14 protein-coding genes are annotated in these 16568 nt (G+C 64.9%); 7 read left to right on the top strand and 7 right to left on the bottom strand.

Going from position 1 to position 16568, the window contains the following annotated elements; all coding sequences use genetic code 11:
* Nucleotides 1-5 precede the first annotated feature (5 nt).
* On the top strand, nucleotides 6-1139 hold the full coding sequence (dnaJ, locus tag BV95_RS09140) for a molecular chaperone DnaJ (RefSeq protein ID WP_037450420.1): 1134 nt from the start codon (nucleotides 6-8) through the stop codon (nucleotides 1137-1139).
* Nucleotides 1140-1231: 92 nt separating this feature from the next.
* Here the strand turns inward: dnaJ and BV95_RS09135 are convergent, their stop codons facing one another.
* Entirely contained in the window at nucleotides 1232-2527 is a 1296-nt protein-coding gene (locus BV95_RS09135) for an amino acid permease (RefSeq protein ID WP_037450419.1), read from the bottom strand.
* A 287-nt stretch (nucleotides 2528-2814) separates the two neighbouring features.
* Here BV95_RS09135 and BV95_RS09130 point away from each other — a divergent pair, with 287 nt between their 5' ends.
* Complete coding sequence (locus BV95_RS09130; RefSeq protein WP_037450417.1) at nucleotides 2815-3513, top strand: methyltransferase domain-containing protein; 699 nt, start codon at nucleotides 2815-2817, stop codon at nucleotides 3511-3513.
* Here BV95_RS09130 and BV95_RS09125 read toward each other — a convergent pair.
* The 6 genes from BV95_RS09125 to BV95_RS22685 all read right to left on the bottom strand — a co-directional run bounded on the left by BV95_RS09125 (nucleotide 3464) and on the right by BV95_RS22685 (nucleotide 10757).
* The gene (locus tag BV95_RS09125; protein ID WP_037450416.1) at nucleotides 3464-4582 is read right to left on the bottom strand and encodes an NAD(P)/FAD-dependent oxidoreductase; all 1119 of its coding nucleotides are present in this window, start codon (nucleotides 4580-4582) and stop codon (nucleotides 3464-3466) included. The genes BV95_RS09130 and BV95_RS09125 overlap by 50 nt on opposite strands.
* A complete protein-coding gene (locus BV95_RS09120; RefSeq protein WP_037450413.1) occupies nucleotides 4582-5646 on the bottom strand; it encodes a type III polyketide synthase in 1065 nt (354 codons plus the stop codon). The genes BV95_RS09125 and BV95_RS09120 overlap by 1 nt, the downstream gene beginning before the upstream one ends.
* Before the next feature lie 85 nt (nucleotides 5647-5731).
* Complete coding sequence (locus BV95_RS09115; protein ID WP_051749675.1) at nucleotides 5732-7603, bottom strand: potassium transporter Kup; 1872 nt, start codon at nucleotides 7601-7603, stop codon at nucleotides 5732-5734.
* A gap of 313 nt (nucleotides 7604-7916) precedes the next feature.
* The gene (locus tag BV95_RS09110; RefSeq protein ID WP_234703133.1) at nucleotides 7917-8591 is read right to left on the bottom strand and encodes a GntR family transcriptional regulator; all 675 of its coding nucleotides are present in this window, start codon (nucleotides 8589-8591) and stop codon (nucleotides 7917-7919) included.
* Nucleotides 8592-8756: 165 nt separating this feature from the next.
* A complete protein-coding gene (locus BV95_RS09105; RefSeq protein ID WP_037450408.1) occupies nucleotides 8757-9896 on the bottom strand; it encodes an LLM class flavin-dependent oxidoreductase in 1140 nt (379 codons plus the stop codon).
* Between the two features lie 54 nt (nucleotides 9897-9950).
* A complete protein-coding gene (locus BV95_RS22685) occupies nucleotides 9951-10757 on the bottom strand; it encodes an alpha/beta hydrolase (RefSeq protein ID WP_162179734.1) in 807 nt (268 codons plus the stop codon).
* Between the two features lie 296 nt (nucleotides 10758-11053).
* On the opposite strand from BV95_RS22685, the gene BV95_RS24020 reads away from it, so the two are divergent.
* The 5 genes from BV95_RS24020 to BV95_RS09080 all read left to right on the top strand — a co-directional run.
* On the top strand, nucleotides 11054-11200 hold the full coding sequence (locus tag BV95_RS24020) for a hypothetical protein (protein ID WP_162179733.1): 147 nt from the start codon (nucleotides 11054-11056) through the stop codon (nucleotides 11198-11200).
* 729 nt (nucleotides 11201-11929) lie between these two features.
* Nucleotides 11930-13174, top strand: coding sequence for an MFS transporter (locus tag BV95_RS09095; RefSeq protein WP_037450406.1), 1245 nt, complete (start codon nucleotides 11930-11932; stop codon nucleotides 13172-13174).
* A 52-nt stretch (nucleotides 13175-13226) separates the two neighbouring features.
* Nucleotides 13227-13721 carry a flavin reductase family protein gene (locus BV95_RS09090; RefSeq protein WP_037450402.1) on the top strand — a complete coding sequence of 165 codons (495 nt, stop codon included), beginning with the start codon at nucleotides 13227-13229 and terminating at the stop codon, nucleotides 13719-13721.
* A 52-nt stretch (nucleotides 13722-13773) separates the two neighbouring features.
* The gene (locus BV95_RS09085) at nucleotides 13774-16056 is read left to right on the top strand and encodes a TonB-dependent receptor (protein ID WP_037450399.1); all 2283 of its coding nucleotides are present in this window, start codon (nucleotides 13774-13776) and stop codon (nucleotides 16054-16056) included.
* Between the two features lie 57 nt (nucleotides 16057-16113).
* Nucleotides 16114-16568 (top strand): AMP-binding protein (locus tag BV95_RS09080; protein WP_037450395.1); only part of this gene is annotated, 455 nt, incomplete at its 3' end.

The raw sequence follows: 16568 nt of genomic DNA, 5'->3' as shown, positions 1-16568 counted from the left end.
GCGAGATGAGCACCGAAATCGACTATTACGAACTGCTCGAAGTCGAGCGCACCGCGGACGCGGCTGCGATCAAGAGCGCCTATCGCAAGCTGGCGATGAAATATCACCCGGACAAGAACGGCGGCTGCACCGACAGCGAAGCCAAGTTCAAGGCCGTTTCCGAAGCCTATGATTGCCTGAAAGACCCGCAGAAGCGCGCCGCTTACGACCGGTTCGGTCATGCGGCGTTCCAGAATGGCGGCGGCGGTTTCGGCGGCGGACGAGGCGGCGCGGGCGGCTTTTCCGACCTGGGCGATATTTTCGAGACGATCTTCGGCCAGGCAGCGGGCGGTTTCGGCGGCGGCGGGCGGCAGGCCCAGCGGCGCGGCGCGGACCTGCGCTACGACATGGAAATCACGCTGGACGACGCCTATCACGGCAAGAAGACCGAAATTCAGATCGAAGTTTCGGCGGCCTGCGAAAGCTGCGACGGGTCCGGCGCGCAGCCGGGGACGGGCGTAAAAAGCTGCGGCACCTGCCATGGCCATGGCCAGGTGCGGGCGCAGCAGGGCTTTTTCGTGGTCGAGCGGACCTGTCCGTCCTGCCATGGCGCGGGCCAGGTGATCGAAAGCCCCTGCCGGTCGTGCCGGGGCGAAGGACGAGTGGACAAGCCCAAGACCCTGTCCGTCAACATCCCCGCCGGCGTCGATGAAGGCACGCGCATCCGCTTGTCGGGCGAGGGCGAGGCCGGGGCGCGGGGCGCTCCTGCGGGCGACCTCTATATCTTCCTGCATGTGAAGCGCCATCCGATCTTCGAGCGGGACGGGACGACTTTGTTCGCCCGCGCGCCGGTCAGCATCACCACGGCGGCGCTGGGCGGCGTGATCGAGGTGCCGGGCCTGGACGGGCAGCGGCATGAGATCAAGATTCCCAGCGGCATCCAGTCCGGCAAGCAGATCCGCCAGCGCGGCGCGGGCATGCCGGTGCTGAACGGGCGCGGACAAGGCGATCTGGTGATCCAGGTCGATGTCGAGACGCCGACCAAGCTGAGCGCCAAGCAACGCGAACTGCTGGAGGCGTTCCGCGAAACCGAGACGGGCGAGGAATGCCCGCAGTCGACGGGATTTTTCAGCAAGCTCAAGGAATTGTGGGGGGATTGAGTTCCCTTCCCTTTCATTCCCACCTTCCGTTCGCCCTGAGCTTGTCGAAGGGCTTCCCTTTCTTCGAAGAGAAGTAAAGGGCTTCGACAGGCTCACCCCGAACGGGGAGAGGATCCAGATTTTCCCTCCCTCCGCGCCCAGGCGTAGAAGGGAAACCCTCCCGCCATCAGCAGGAAGCTGGCCCCGCTGGGCACCAGTCCCGCGCCCCATAATGTCCAGAGCGCATAACCCAGCCCGATCACCGCCGCCGGAACCGCCAGCCGGAACCGGAGCGCCGCCAGCGCGCACCCGACATAGAGCCAGAGCGTGGCAGAAGTCGACAACAGCGCCATCGCGGTGAACAGCGCGACCAGCCCCTGCAGGCTGTTGGCGATCAGCATCAGCGTCCCCAGCGCGCAGGACAGCAGCAATGCGCGCACCGGCGTGCCCCGTGCGCTGGTCCCTGCCAGCCAGCGCGGCAATTCCCCGCCCCGCGCCATGGCCAGCGGCACTTCCCCTTGCAGCAGCGTCCAGCCGTTGAGCGCGCCAAGGCAGGATATCACGGCGAAGGCGGCAATGAGATGGGCCGGACCGGGCGACCAATAATGAGCGACGAAGGCGGCGAAGGGCGAGCCTGACTGGCTTTCCGCCGCGGGCAGGGTCAGGGCTATGCCGGAACAGACGAGCAGGTAGATGAGGCCCGTGACCGCCGTGCCGATCAGCGTGGCGCGGGGAATATTGCGGGCGGGATCGCGCACCTTGTCGGCGGCGACGCTGGCGGATTCGAAGCCGAGCAGCGCCCAGAGCGTCAGCGCGGCCGAGGCGGTGATGCCCGCGCTGGTGAAGCCTTGAGCGGGAAAAGGGGCGACCTCCGCCCTACCACTGCCCAGCATGATGGCGAGCAGGATGAAGACCGCCGCGATCGGCACCAGCTTGAGCGCGGTGGTGGCAAGCTGGGCCATGCCCGCTGTCCGCGCGCCCATCAGGTTGATGCCGGTGGTTGCCCACAGGAAGGCGATGGAGGCCAGCGCGCCCAGGCCGGGACGGTTGAGCGCGGGCAGGATGCTGCTGAGATTGGCGGTGGCCGCGACCGCAATGGTGACGTTGGTGAAGATCACTGAAATCCAGTAGATCCATCCGATCGCGAACCCGGCGATGGGGCCGTAGGCGCGGGTGATGAACTGGGCCGTGCCCCCGGCATCGGGCATCAGAACCGTCAGCCGGGCGATGACATAGGCAAGCACCAGCGACCCGGCGATGGTGAAGACCCATCCCGCCACCGCGTCCCAGCCATAGGGCGCGAGCGCGGCGGGAAGCAGGAAGACGCCCGACCCGATCATATTGCCCATGACCAGCGCGATGCAGGCCGCAAGGCCCAATGTGCGCGGGGTTCCGGTGCTGGCGTTCATGTCCGGATGCTATAGATGCCGGAATGACTTGGCCAGTCGGGATTGGGGTGGCCAAGCGCGGACCTGTCCTATTCCTCCCCATCGAGAGATGGGGAGGGGACCGGCCGAAGGCTGGTGGAGGGGAATTGGCGCGACCTGCATATTTCCCCTCCACCATCGGCTACGCCGACGGTCCCCCTCCCCACGCTGCGCGCAGGGAGGAATAGGATAGGTCCTGGATTGCCCAGCAACGGACCTGCCCCCCACGCCGGAATATGCTAATGAGGATGGGCAAGAAGAGAGGACATATGGCCGACCTTTCGATCCGGTCGCGGCAGGAGGAGCAGATGGATGCGCCGGACCTGGACCCGGCCGTCTATGAGCGCGTGCTGCACGATCTGGCGCGGGTCAATCGCTGGACCTTCACCGCCTGGCCGACCATCGCCTTCCTGAACCGAGCCGTCGGTTCGGCCCGGCATTTCCGCTTGCTCGACGTCGGCTTCGGGGACGGCGACATATTGCGCGCCGTCGCCCTCTGGGCCAGAAAGCGGGGCATAGAGGCGGAACTGATCGGCGTCGACCTGAATGAGAAAAGCTTGGCCGCTGCCCGCCACGCCACGCCGCCGGACCTGCGCATCGACTATCGCGCCGGGGATTATCTCGACCAGCCGGAGCGGTTCGACTTCATCATCTCCAGTCAGGTGACGCATCACATGACGGACGCGCAACTGATGACCTTCCTGCGCCATATGGAGGCGAATGCGCGCAGAGGCTGGCTGATCTGCGACCTGCATCGGCACGGCTTCGCCCATTGGGGCTTTCCCCTGCTCGCCCGGCTGCTGCGCGTCCACCGCATCGTGCGGGAAGATGGCCGATTGTCCATCGCCCGCGCCTTCCGCCCCGGCGACTGGGCGCAGATTCTGCCGCAGGCGGGCATCGATCCGGATCAGGTGCGGATCAAACGCCGCTTCGCCTTCCGCCTGTGCGTCGAGCGGATATGCGGGTGAGCAGCGCGGCCTGCGCGCCCAGCCCCGGCATCCCGTGCAGCAATCGCATCAGCAGCCCGCGCCCGAACGGTCCCGCCGCGCCGTGGCGCAGCGCCTCCGCCACCGCCAGCGGGCGAAAGCTGCGGCGGCGCATCCGCGCTTGCCAGTCGGCCGCCGCGTCCGCACCGCCGTTCAGATAGGCCGTAGCGGCGCTGGTCCCGCTGCCCAGCGCGATGGCGATGCCATCCCCGGCCAGCGACGCGATCACCGCCCCCTGGTCGCCGATGCGGAAGATGCCCGGCGACGTGGCCTTCGCCCGCCAGCCATAGGGCACGCCCGCCACCGCATCGAAAGCGGGGATTTCGCCCTTCATCCGGTCACTCAGGCGCGGCGCCTCCGTCATGATCTCCGCCATCAGCGCCGTCACGCCGCCCGCCAGACGCTCGCGGGCGACGGACAGGCAGAGATTGGCGGTTCCATCCTCCTGCAACAGCAGCCCGGCATAGCCCCCGTCGAACAGATGCAGTTCGACCATGCCGTCCAGATCGCGGGAGCGCCCCACAACGGCGGGCAATGCCGCTCGCAACCCGGCCGAAGGCGACTCCCTGCGCCCGTTCAGATCGCGGGAAAGCCCGCGCAGCTCATGTTTGCCGGTGGCCAGGAACAGGGCGTCCGCCGCCCATTCCTCTCCATCGTCGAAGCGAACCGACCGGCGGGCGGGGTCGGCGGCCCGCACCGCCCGGCCCCGCATGATGGCCGCGCCCGCCTCCCCCGCCAGCCCGATCAACGCTTCATCCAGCACGCGCCGCGACAGGCCCGCCGCACGATGCGGCAGGGCCAGTTCCACCTGGCGGTCGCCCGCCAGCAGCCGCAACCGCCCGATCGGCCGCGCACCCAAAGCGAAGGCGTCGACGCCCAGCGCCCGCAATTCCGCCAGCGCGTCCCAGCCCAGAAATCCGCCGCAGACCACATCATGCGGGCCTGCCTGCCGGTCGGCCAGATGCGCCCGGACACCCGCCCGCGCCAACATGATCGCCGCCGCCGCACCCGCCGGTCCGCCGCCGACGATCAGCGCCGCCACGCCGCGCATCAGCCGATCCCTTCGAACCGGAATCCTTCCGCCGCGACCCCCGGCCCGAAGGCCATCGCCACCCCGCGCCGCGCCCGTTCCAGCATGTCGCCCAGGATGAACATCAGCGTGGAGGAGGACATGTTGCCGAACCGCGCCAGCACGCTGCGGGATGGGGCCAGCGCGGCGCCGTCCAGCCCCAACCCATGTTCGACCGCATCCAGGATCGATCGGCCCCCGGCATGCACGGCCCAATCGTCGACCTGAGCAGGATCGTCGCCGCCCCACATGCGCCGCCTGACGTCCGGATCGGCCAGCGCCGACTGAATGCGTCCCGGCACCTCGCCCGACAAATGCATGACGAAGCCGCTGTCCCCTATGTCCCAGCGGATCAGTTCCGCCGAATCCGCCAGGTTGAAGGAAAAGGGCCGGTCGATGGCGACGCCGCGCCCCGCCCCCGTCACCAGCGCCGCCGCCGCGCCGTCCGCGAACTGGAGCATCATCAGCAGCCGTTCGATCTGCCGTTCCGGCTGGAAATGGAGGGAGGAGAGTTCGACCGTCACCACCAGCACCCGCGCCTCCGGCTCCGAACGCACGATATGCCGGGCGGTGCGCAACGCCGCCACCGCCGCATAGCAGCCCATGAAGCCCACCAGCGTTCGCTCGACACCCTCAAGCCCCAACCGTTCGGCGATGATCTGGTCGATCCCCGGCGCGACGAAGCCGGTGCAGCTTGCCACCACCAGATGGCTGATCCGGTCGACCGCCACCTGTTCCCGCAACCGCGCTATCGCCTCCAGCGCCAGCGCCGGGGCGTAATCCGCATAGAGCCGCATCCTGATCGATGTCGGCGGCATCTCCCCGGCGTAGAAGCCGCCCGGATCGACGGGGGAGCCGCCCTCCGCCGTCACCGGCAGCGCGCACCAGCGATGGTCGATGCCCGACCGTTCCGCCATGCGCAGGAACAGCCGCCTTTCGCGCGGATCGTCCAGTTGCCGGGCGGCCCAGTCGACGAAAGGGGCGTGCATGTCCTGCGCGGGCACGGCGCAACCGATGGCATTGATGCGAGCGCGCATATCGGTCATTGGAATCGCCTTTTTTTTCAGTCTCTTGCGAAACGCCCCATTAGGGGGAAAGATCAGTTTCCATGCCTCGGCAAAGGCGATTTCCTCAAATCTCCACCTGCGATCCCAATTCCACCACCCGGTTGGTCGGCAGCTTGAAGAAGTCCATCGGCGTCACCGCGTTGCGCATCATCCAGGCGAACAGCTTCTCCCGCCAGATCGCCATGCCCGGCTTTTCCGACGCGATCAGGGTCTGGCGGCTGAGGAAATAGCTGGTCTGGCTGACGTTGATCGGCCCGCCGCAGCCGTCCACCGCCTTCATCGCGGCGGGAATGTCGACCTCCTCCATGAAGCCGTGGCGCAGCACCACGCGGTAGAATCCCGCGCCCAGGTTGCTCACCTCCGACCGGCCGGTCAGCGGCAGATGCGGCACCCCCTCCGTCCGCACGGTCAGGATGATGACCCGCTCATGCAGCACCTTGTTATGCTTCACATTGTGCAGCAGCGCGGGCGGCACCCCCTCGATACGGGAATTGAGAAAGATCGCAGTGCCCGGTACGCGCTTTAGCGATGCGGAAACGGACTGTATGAACAGTTCCACATCCATCGCGCCATCCAATAGATAGAAGTTCATGATCTTCCTGCCCGCCGACCAGGTGGTCAGCACGATGAACACCACCGCCGCCACCAGCAGCGGGAACCAGCCGCCATCGGGAATCTTGGTGGCGTTGGACAGGAAGTAGACGCCGTCGACGACCAGAAACAGTATCGTGACCGCTCCGGCAAGCAACGGGTTCCAGCGCCACACGCTGAAGGTCAGCACGCCCATCATGCAGGTGGTGATGAACATGGTGCCCGTGACGGCGATGCCATAGGCCGCCGCCAGATTGCTGGACGACTGGAAGCCCAGCACCAGCAGCACCACCAGGATCAGCAGCGCCCAGTTCACCAGCGGCACATAGATCTGCCCCGCCGCCGACGCGCTGGTATGCGCGATCTTGAGCCGGGGCAGGAAACCAAGCTGCACCGCCTGCTGCGTCACGGAAAAGGCGCCGGAAATCACCGCCTGGCTGGCGATGACCGTCGCCACCGTCGCCAATATCACCAGCGGCAGCCGCGCCCATTCCGGCGCCAGCAGGAAGAAGGGATTCTCCGCCGCTTCGGGCAGGTCGAGCAGCAGCGCGCCCTGGCCCATATAGTTGAGCAGCAGGCAGGGAAAGGCGGCGTAGAGCCAGGCGATGCTGATCGCCTTCCGCCCGAAATGGCCCATGTCGGCATACAGCGCCTCCGCCCCCGTCACCGCCAGCACGACCGACCCCAGCGCCAGGAAGGCCAGCTTCGCGTCCAGCGCGAAGAAGTGAATGGCCCACATCGGATTGACGATGGCGACGATGTCCGGATGCCGGACGATGTTGAGAATGCCCAGCCCTGCCAGCACCAGGAAATAGACCGCCATGACCGGCCCGAACAGCGCGCCGACCCGCGCCGTGCCATGTTTCTGGATCAGGAACAGGCCGATCAGGATCAGGATGGCGATGGGCAGGACGAACGGCGTGAAACCGTCATTCACCGTCTCCAGCCCCTCGACCGCCGACAGCACGGAGACGGCCGGGGTGATGATGGCGTCGCCATAGAATAAGGCCGCCGCCAGCACGCCCAACATGGCGATGACCGGCGTCCAGCGGCTTTCCCCCAGCTTGCGGGAGATCATGGCGAGCAGGGCCATGCTGCCCCCCTCCCCATGATTGTCGGCGCGCATGATGATGAACACATATTTGACCGTGACGATCAGCGTCATCGTCCAGAAGACCAGCGACAGGACGCCGTAGATATGCGGGGGATCGACCGCCAGCGGATGATGGCCGACGAAACTCTCCTTCAGCGCGTAGAGCGGGGAGGTGCCGATATCGCCGAACACCACGCCCAGCGCGCCCAGCGCCAGCAGAGGAAGCTTTTCCTGCGGATGGCCATGCCCCATCCCCTCGCCCGCTCGATCCGTCATCCGTCGTGCCACCCGCTGTTGCCGCGCCGTCCATCGCACAGAGTCGCATGACATTTCCAGCAAAGCTTTGCGCGATGGACGCGGAATCCGCATCGGCCGAACAACATAATCCTGCCCATCGAAAGATGGGGAGGGGGACCGCCGCCGAAGGCGGTGGTGGAGGGGAAATACGCAGGTCGTGCCCCATTCCCCTCCGCCAGCCTGCGGCTGGTTCCCTCCCCACGCTTCGCGCAGGGAGGATCAATGTTCTGGAACGGCTATCCCGCGACTCCCCGAAAAGGCCGCGATCCTATCCCTTGAACAGTTCGGGATGCTTCTGGAGTTCGATGCGGGTTCTGCGGATATGGCCCTTGAGGAGCGCGGCGGCTTCGATGGCGTCCCGGCGTTCGATGGCGTCCATGATCAGCCGATGTTCGGAATGGATGACCCATTGGCGGCCCGGCTCGACCAGGCTGACGAAGGTGCGGCGATAATGCTGCGTCTGGTCCCAGAAACTCTCGATCATGCCGCGCAGCATGGTCATGGACGATCCGGCATAGCCCAGCAGGTGGAACTGCCGGTCGTTCTTGATGAAGCTGGCATCGATCCCGTCGGACGCCATGCGGTCGCACAGTTCGCGCATCCGCTCTATATCGAGCGGGTCCAGATTGGGCACGCTGTCGCGCAGCGCCAACGGTTCCAGAAGTTCGCGCATGCGGTAGATTTCGACGCATTCGTTCAGCGTCAGCGACGACACCCAGGCGCCGGTATTGGCAACCAGCCGCACCAGCCCGGTGGAGGCCAGCATCCGCAGCGCGTCGCGCACCGGCTGGCGGCTGGCGCCATATTGGGCCGCCAGTTCCTCCTGACGGATGCGCATGCCCGGTTCCAGCTTGCCGCACAATATCTGCTCGCGCATCAGTTCGGCCAACCGCGCCCCGCCGATCTCCGCGGAAGTTTCCGCCTCCATCCCTTCCTCATCCATGTTCAGGAACCCGCCTGCGCCTTTCGCCCTGCCCCTACCGGCAGGCCGGTCAACCCATGGCCCGGCGATCCGTCGATGTAAATGCCCATCTGGCAGGGCGCATATAGCAAGGCGCACCGCCCGCGCCGCGGGACGGCGCAAGCCATCCCGCGGCGCGGAGGTCGATCAGGCCGGAACCCCGCCCAGCACGTCGGCCTTGGCCAGGATGGGGATCACCTGCTCCCACAGCCGGTAATTCTTCTCCAACTGGGTCTCGTTCATCGCCGTGCTCTGATAGGCCAGTATGTTGCCCGCGCCCATGATGCGGCACTGTTCGACGATCTGCTCCGCGACGGTGGCGGGCGATCCGGAGATGAACTCCTCGTCCGACACGTCGATCCCGCGGGGGGCGGGGCCCTTCTTCTCCTTGGGGTCGGCCTTGTGCGCGACCGCGGAGGCGTCGGCGATGCCGCTCGACCGGATGGAGCTGACCTGGGTGAGGCCCGCCTTCTCGAAACGGTCGAACACCACCTTATAGGTATGTTCGATCCGCTCGATCGCGCCATCCTTCAGTTCCTGGTTCAACTGCACCGCTTCCTCATGCGTGTCGCCCAGCACGACTTGGCGGCGAATGCCGATGTCGTCGGGGCCCACGTCGCGGCCATGCTTGGCGGCTTCGTCGCGATAGGCGTCGAACGCCGCGCCAGCGGCCGCGCTGGACTGGAAGCCGGTGCAGACCTTGAAGTCGCGCCGGGCCGCGTCGCGGCAGGAGGATTCGGAATAGATGGTCATCCAGTGACGGCGGCGCGCTTCCTTGCGGGGGCGCGGCATCAGGGGCACGTCGTCCATATTGGTGAACTGGCCGTTGAAGGTGACGAACAGATCCTTCTCCGCCTCCGCCAGGAAATCCAGCGTCTCGGCGAAGCGGGGGCGAATCTCGTCCTGGGGAATCTTCACCAGCAGGAATTCCGGCGGGATGCCGCTGGCGACGCCGATTTCCAGCCGCCCATTGGTCAGATAGTCGAGCATCGCCAGATCCTCGAACAGGCGGAAGGGCGTGTGGAAGGGCAGGACATTGCCCATCACGCCGATCTTCATCCGTTCGGTGCGCGCCGCCAGCGTGGCGACCAGCAGGTTGGGATTGGGGCTGAGCGAGGCGACGAAATGATGCTCGCTGAAGAACACGCCTTCGAAACCGCGCTTCTCCATGCTGGCGATCAGGTTCATGTTGAAGTTGAAGGCGCGCTGGACAAGCTCCCGGTCCTCATAGTTGGGGATGGCCGGGCCGGGCACGTGGTTGAAGGCGAAATTCCATACTTTGATCATGAAAGGCTCCTTTGATTCGCAAATTCCGGTGCGGTCGACGCGGGACCGCCCGGTTCAGGACGTCGCGCCGGCCGGCGCGTTGGAAGCGGCAAGGGTGGGGATGATCGTCGCCCACCAGGCGCGCAGGTCCGCGACGGCGGAGGAAAATTCCTCCCTGTCGATGACGCTGCGCCGGAAGAAGGCGGCGGCGCTGGCGATCGTCTGTTCCCGCATGCCCGGCAGGGTCACGAATTCATGCGGCAGCGGCGAGAATATCTGCAGGTCGGCCACCCGCCCCGCGGCGCGCATCGCCCGGTAGAGGTCGACCGAGTCCTCGAACGGCACGACTTCGTCGTCGTCGCCGGTGAAGATGATGGTCGGCGGCAGCTTGTCGGCGAAGGCGATCGGGCTGGCCGCCGTCCATTGCGCCGGGTCCGACAGGCCGAAGCGCCCGGCCTCCGCCGATCCGATCCGCACGCGCGGGAAGAAGGACGCAAGGCCCGCGGCAAGGCCGGTCGACGCGGCCGCCAGCAGCGACAGATGCGCGCCCGCCGAATAGCCCAGGCAAAAGACCAGATTGGGATCGATTCCCAGGCTGCCCGCATTGGCGACGGCAGCAGCGATGGCCTGTTCCGCGTCGCGCAGCGCGGCGGGCCATGCGGCCTCCCCGAAAAGGCGATATTCCGGCGCGATGGCGACGAATCCCTGATCGACCAGCGCGGCGCAGGCGGCGGCCATGTCCTCCGGCGATCCGTGCATGTAACCGCCGCCATAGAAGACCAGCACCGCAGGCAACGGCCCACTCGCCTCGTCCGGACGGTATATGTCCCACAATAATGGCCGAGGACTGTTGGCATAGACAATATTCGACTTGACGATCATGATTATAACCTTGTTGTTGACCGGGCAAAGCCATGATACGGATGCGAAGACTGCACGCGGCATGACATGCGACCCGGCATCGCCGCCTTCCTCAAGGCGGGCAACGACTGCGTCAGACGTCGAATTTTGCGCGGCATCCTCGTCCCTCTCTTCCGGAAGGTATAAGCTCCATCGGGCTCTCTATCGACTTAATGTATCCGATTGATCGCGTCAAGGACGGAAATTCTACGTATATCTGCGGATATCATCACGATTGGATACGAGGTGCCAATTTTATGGAAACCTCTCTGGCGCGCATGATCGACCGGCGCAAGGCGGGTTTCGATAAATTCACGCAGGAAAACCATATCTTCATGCAGGACGGTCATTTTCGTACAGCCATAATCCTACACCAAAGCCACCTGTCCGCCTTTGCGGCGGCACGGGAGATAATAGTTGGATAGAGGATCAGGCCAGGCAGATTGCGTTAGTGAGGGGTTTGCGTCCCTAGTTTCGGGACGATAATCCCCGAAAATTGCAAAATATCAGGATATTGGGCCAGATAAGAGTCCAGATCCCATTTCCTTCGTCATTCGAATGATTTCATCGGTCGTGAACAGACCGAAATCTTTTGGAAACATAGTATAAACGGGAGGATGAATCGCAGAACGGGGTTTTGACGCGGAACGGATCAGGTGAACTCCTCCCGCCGGATACCCATGTTCGGCGGATATTGCTGTATAATGGCTGCCGACGCGCCGGGTCTGGCGGACATTTGCCGCCCAATCGCGGAAAAACTCCCAATCTCAATCATTCTCACATCCGCATCGTCGGCGCATTGGCATCCGCCTTCCCACTGAAAATGATAGATTGTATCCAAATCTGATCAAAACATGTTGACACGGGGTAAAAATATCGCAGTATTGGCGCATTGGATACATATAAGACGAAAAGTCTGTATCCCAAAAAGCCGCCCCGGTCGTTTTTGGAGGCAGTCGAAACAGTCGTCCTGGTTATGGCGCAGCGCATGTTCGGCCGACATCCGACAGGATTTCGGAACCAGACGAACGGAACCGCCGCTGCGCAGGATGGCTGGAGCCTGTCCCCTCCGGGGAACATCGAGAAGCAGGCCGGCGGGCAATCTCCTGGAGAACCCGCGCAATGGCCGCCGAGACCGGAGGAGGAGCAGTGAAATGGTCATGGTGTCGCGAACGCAAGGGCAGATACATAGCAGGCGGGCAGTAGCCAGCGAAAATCTGCTGATCGCGATCCTGGCCGTGACGGCCGGCCTGGCATTCACCGATCGAATTGGAATGGTCTTCGTTTTCAGCCGGATTCAGGAAGAGTTTGGGCTGAACCATTCCGATCTGGGACTGTTGATGGCCCCCACCGCCGTGACATGGGCCATTGCGAGCATTGGCCTGACCTATTTGTCGGACTGGCTGGGCGGGCGGCCGAAACAGATCATCGTCGCTTGCGTGATCCTCTTCTCCCTGGCGACGGGCGCGATGGGCCTGGCGCGGAATTTCTCCGACATGATGTGGCTCCGCGCCATCATCGGCCTGGCGGCAGGTCCGGTGATACCGCTGGTCCAGTCGGTGGTCGCGCGCTCATCCTCCCCGCATCGCATCGGCCGCAACATGGGCATCATCATCGGCGGCGTCACCATCTGTTCGGCCGCCATAGCCCCCGCCCTGATGAACGGGCTGGAGGCGGTGGCGGGCTGGCGCATCACCTTCTTCGCCGTCGGCCTGCCGGGCGTCGCCCTGGGCGGCATCCTGTACATCCTTCTCGGTTCGGACGAGCGCGACGAAAGCGGCGAAACCCGGCCGATGACGATCAGGATGGTCAGCGAACTCTTCAGCTACAGGAATTTCCTGGTCGCGCTGGGCGGGGCCGCGCTGGCAATGGGCAACAATATCGCCTTTTCCAGCTTCCTGCCGATCTTCCTGGAACATCAGGTGCGGCTCGCCCCGGTGGAACTGACCACCCTGCTGGTCGTCAAGGGACTGGCCGCCACGGCGGGAACGGTGCTGGCGCCCACGCTGTCGGACCGTTTTTCCCGCAGGGGATGCCTGATCGTCGCCACCGCCTTCCTGACGCTGGTGCCGGTGGCGCTGATATTCTCCGCCCAGAATCACCTGTTCCTGATCCCCGCCATATTCGCGATGCTGATGAGCAGCGGCACGATCGCGCTGATGACCTTCATCATCCCCGGCGCTTCGGTTCCTCTCCGGCTGCGCACCACGGCCTTCGGCATGCTGGTCGCCTTTGGCGAGATCACCGGAGCCTTCCTGGCGCCGCCGCTGGCGGGCGTCCTGGCGGACCGGTTCGGCCTGCCCGCGGCGATGTGGTGCGCGTCCGCCCTGGCGCTGGGCGCCATGATCGCGGCGACCCTCTATCGGGAGCCGCCCCGCACGGATCAGCCCGCCCACTGACGAAGAACAAGCGCCCGGCGGCCGAACCCGCCGGGCAGCAAAAGGAAAGACCATGACGACTGTCGCAATAGAGGAAGATTTCAAGCAGGCCATGCGACGCCTGGCGACGACGATAGCGCTGATCACGTCCGGGCGCGGGGATAGCTGGGCGGGCATGGCGGCCACGGCGGTCACGTCCATCGCGGGCAGCCCGCCGACGATCCTGATTTCCGTGAACCGCAACGCCAGCCTGCATCCGGTCGTGATGGAAAGCCGCCGGTTCTGCGTCAATCTCCTGTCGGAACGGCATCGCGATCTGGTCGGCATATTCAGCGGGGCGAAGAAGGGCGCGGAACGGTTCGAAAGCGGTCTCTGGACGGCTTCGGACGAAGGCTTGCCGGTGTTGGGCGATGCGGTGGCAAGCCTGATCTGCTCGGTCGTTTCGACGGTCGACGTCGCCACCCACAGCCTGTTCATCGGCGAGGTGGACCGCATCGCCAATCATCCCGAAATCGACCCGCTGATCTGGGTCGACGGCCGGTTCGGCTCCGCCAGCCTGCTGGAATGACAACCAGTTCAATCAACAACTCAAAGCAACCGAATAAAATGGAGGGGATAATATGAGTGGATTTTACAATGCATTGCGCTGTTCGACCGCATTGGCGATGATGGTGGGCGGCTCCGTCGCTGCCTATGCGCAGGAACCGCAACAGGCGGCGGCCCAGGACGGGTCGACCGGCATCCAGGACATCGTCGTCACCGCGCAGCGCCGCGAGGAAAATCTGCAGAAGGTCGCCATCGCGGTCACGGCGGTCGGCCAGGATGACGTGAATTCGGCGGGCGTCGCCGACGTGACGAACCTCAGCAAGCTGGTGCCCGCGCTCGCCGCCGCCCCGGCGGGCGGTTCGTTCGCCAACTTCTTCCTGCGCGGCGTCGGCTCCTATGGCGGCAACGCCTTCTTCGAAAACGCCATCGCCTTCAACTTCGGCGGCGTCTATGTGGCGCGGCCTACCGCTTCGCTGGGCAGCTTCTACGATCTGGAACGGATCGAGGTGGTGAAGGGACCGCAGGGCACGCTCTACGGCCGCAACGCCACCGGCGGCGCGATCAACGTCCTGCCGCGCGGCGCGCAGTTGGGCGAATATGGCGGCAGCGCCACGATCGAAGTCGGCAATTACGATTCGATCAAGGCCCAGGCGGCCGTCAACATCCCGCTCGGCACCCGCGCCGCGATCCGCTTCGCCGGTCAGGTCGCCAACCGCGACGGTTATCTCAGCGACGGCTATGACGATGAAAATGGCCAGGCCTTCCGCGCATCGCTGCGCTTCGATCCGACCGACACCATCAAGGTGACGCTGGTCGGCGACTATTTCCACCAGGGCGGCAAGGGCGGCGGCGCCGTGCTGATGCCCGGCCCGGTGACGCCCGGCGCGCCCGATCCCGACGACCGGATCTCCAGCTCCAATTCCGTCAGCATCGCCGAAGTCGCAAGGCGTTTTCCGACGCTGGTCAACGCATCCAACACCGGCCTTGTCCTGATGCCCAGGAACGACGGCTTCATCGACAGCAACTTTTACGGCGTGACCGGCACGATCGAAGCCGATCTGGGTTTCGCGACATTGACCGTGATCCCTGCCTACCGCCGCAGCGAGCCGGATTATCTCACCTATTCTCCGGGCTATTCCGCGACCATCAGCGAAATCGACAACCAGTACAGCCTGGAAGTGCGCCTCACCTCCCCTTCGGACAACCGGCTGCGCTACGCGCTGGGCGGTTATCTTTTCAAGGAAGACCAGACCGCGCATAACGGCTTCTATCAGGGGCCGATCAGCACGACCAACCTCGACCCCTATCTGGAAACCAAGAGCAAGGCGGTCTTCGGCCAGCTCACCTTCGACGTGACGGATCATTTCCGCGTCGTCGGCGGCGCGAGATATACGAAGGAGGACAAGTCCCTTTCCTCCACCCTGCGCCAGATCACGCCCGCCAATCCCAATCCGCCGACTTCGACGGTGACGGGCGACCTCAGCTTCAACAAGGTCACGTGGAAGGCTGGCGTGGAATTCGACGCCGGGCCGCGATCCCTGCTCTACGCGAACGTCGCGACTGGTTTCAAGGCAGGCGGCTTCTTCGTCGCGGCGCGCAACAACACTTATGCGCCCGAAACCCTGACCGCCTATACTGTCGGATCGAAGAACCGCTTCTTCGACAACAAGCTGCAATTGAATATCGAGGCCTTCTATTGGGACTATAAGGACCAGCAGGTCGGCTTCATCGGTCCGGTCGAAATCTCCCCCGGCATATTCGGCGCGGGCGGCAAGACGGTGAACGCGGGCAATGCGCGCATGTACGGTTCGGAAATCGAAATATTGTTCCAGCCGTCGTCCCGCGACCGTTTCTCCGCCACGCTGCAATATCTGAACAGCAAATATAAGGAGTTCACCTACGTCCAGGTTTCGCCGTCCGGCGCCGCGCTTCGCAGCGCCTGCGTGCAGACGCCGAACACCTCCACGCCGGTGGTCGCGCCCGCGCGGCTCTATTCGGCCAATTGCGCGGGCATGCCTGCGGTCAACTCGCCGAAATGGTCGTTCAGCGGCGGTTATGAGCATGAATTCCCGCTCGGCAACTTCAACCTGACCGGCGGCGCGCGCACCCGCATCGAATCGAAGCGCGTGCTGGCGATCGAATATCTGCCGGAGGAAAAGCAGGGCGGCTATATGTCGTCGGACCTCTACCTCACCCTGGCCGACGCGGAAAAGCACTGGTCGCTGACCGCCTTCGTCAACAATGTCGAGGACGAGGTGATCTACGCGGCGTCCCGCTTGCGGCCCGCCGTTCCGGTCGTGTTCAACTCCCTGAGGCCGCCCCGCACCTATGGGCTGCGCGGCTCCTTCAACTTCTGATCGAACGCCATGGGGGCCGGGCCGTCGCCCGGCCCCCAACGCATTGAAAGGGACCGAATGCAGAGCGGAATATTGAGTGAAGGTGCCTATCTGGACCATGGATCGCTGGGGGTGCGTGTGCGTCGTGCGTCTGGGTTGCTGACCGCGTCCGGCGTGCGGCCGGGCGACACGGTGGCCCTGCTGCTGCGCAACAGCGTGACCGCGATCGAGGCGACGCTGGCCGCCCAGCATATCGGCGCCTATCCGGTCCCGGTGAACTGGCACTTCACCGCCCAGGAGATCGCCTATGTCCTCCAGGATTGCGGCGCCCGCGTGCTGGTCGCCCATGCCGACCTGCTGGAGAAGCTGACCGATCCGCTGCCCGCGGGCATGGCGGTCTTCACGGTGGGACAGGCAACGCCTCAGCCAGATTGGGACAACTCAGTCACGGCAAGCGAACCGATGCCCGGCGACCCGCATCCGGTGGTCGCGAGCATGATCTACACCTCCGGCACGTCGGGTCGGCCCAAGGG

This window comes from Sphingobium chlorophenolicum (genome assembly GCF_000722875.1).
Taxonomy (GTDB): Bacteria; Pseudomonadota; Alphaproteobacteria; order Sphingomonadales; family Sphingomonadaceae; genus Sphingobium; species Sphingobium chlorophenolicum.
Note: the sequence above shows the minus strand (reverse complement) of the source record. Positions and strands in the feature narration are given on the sequence as shown.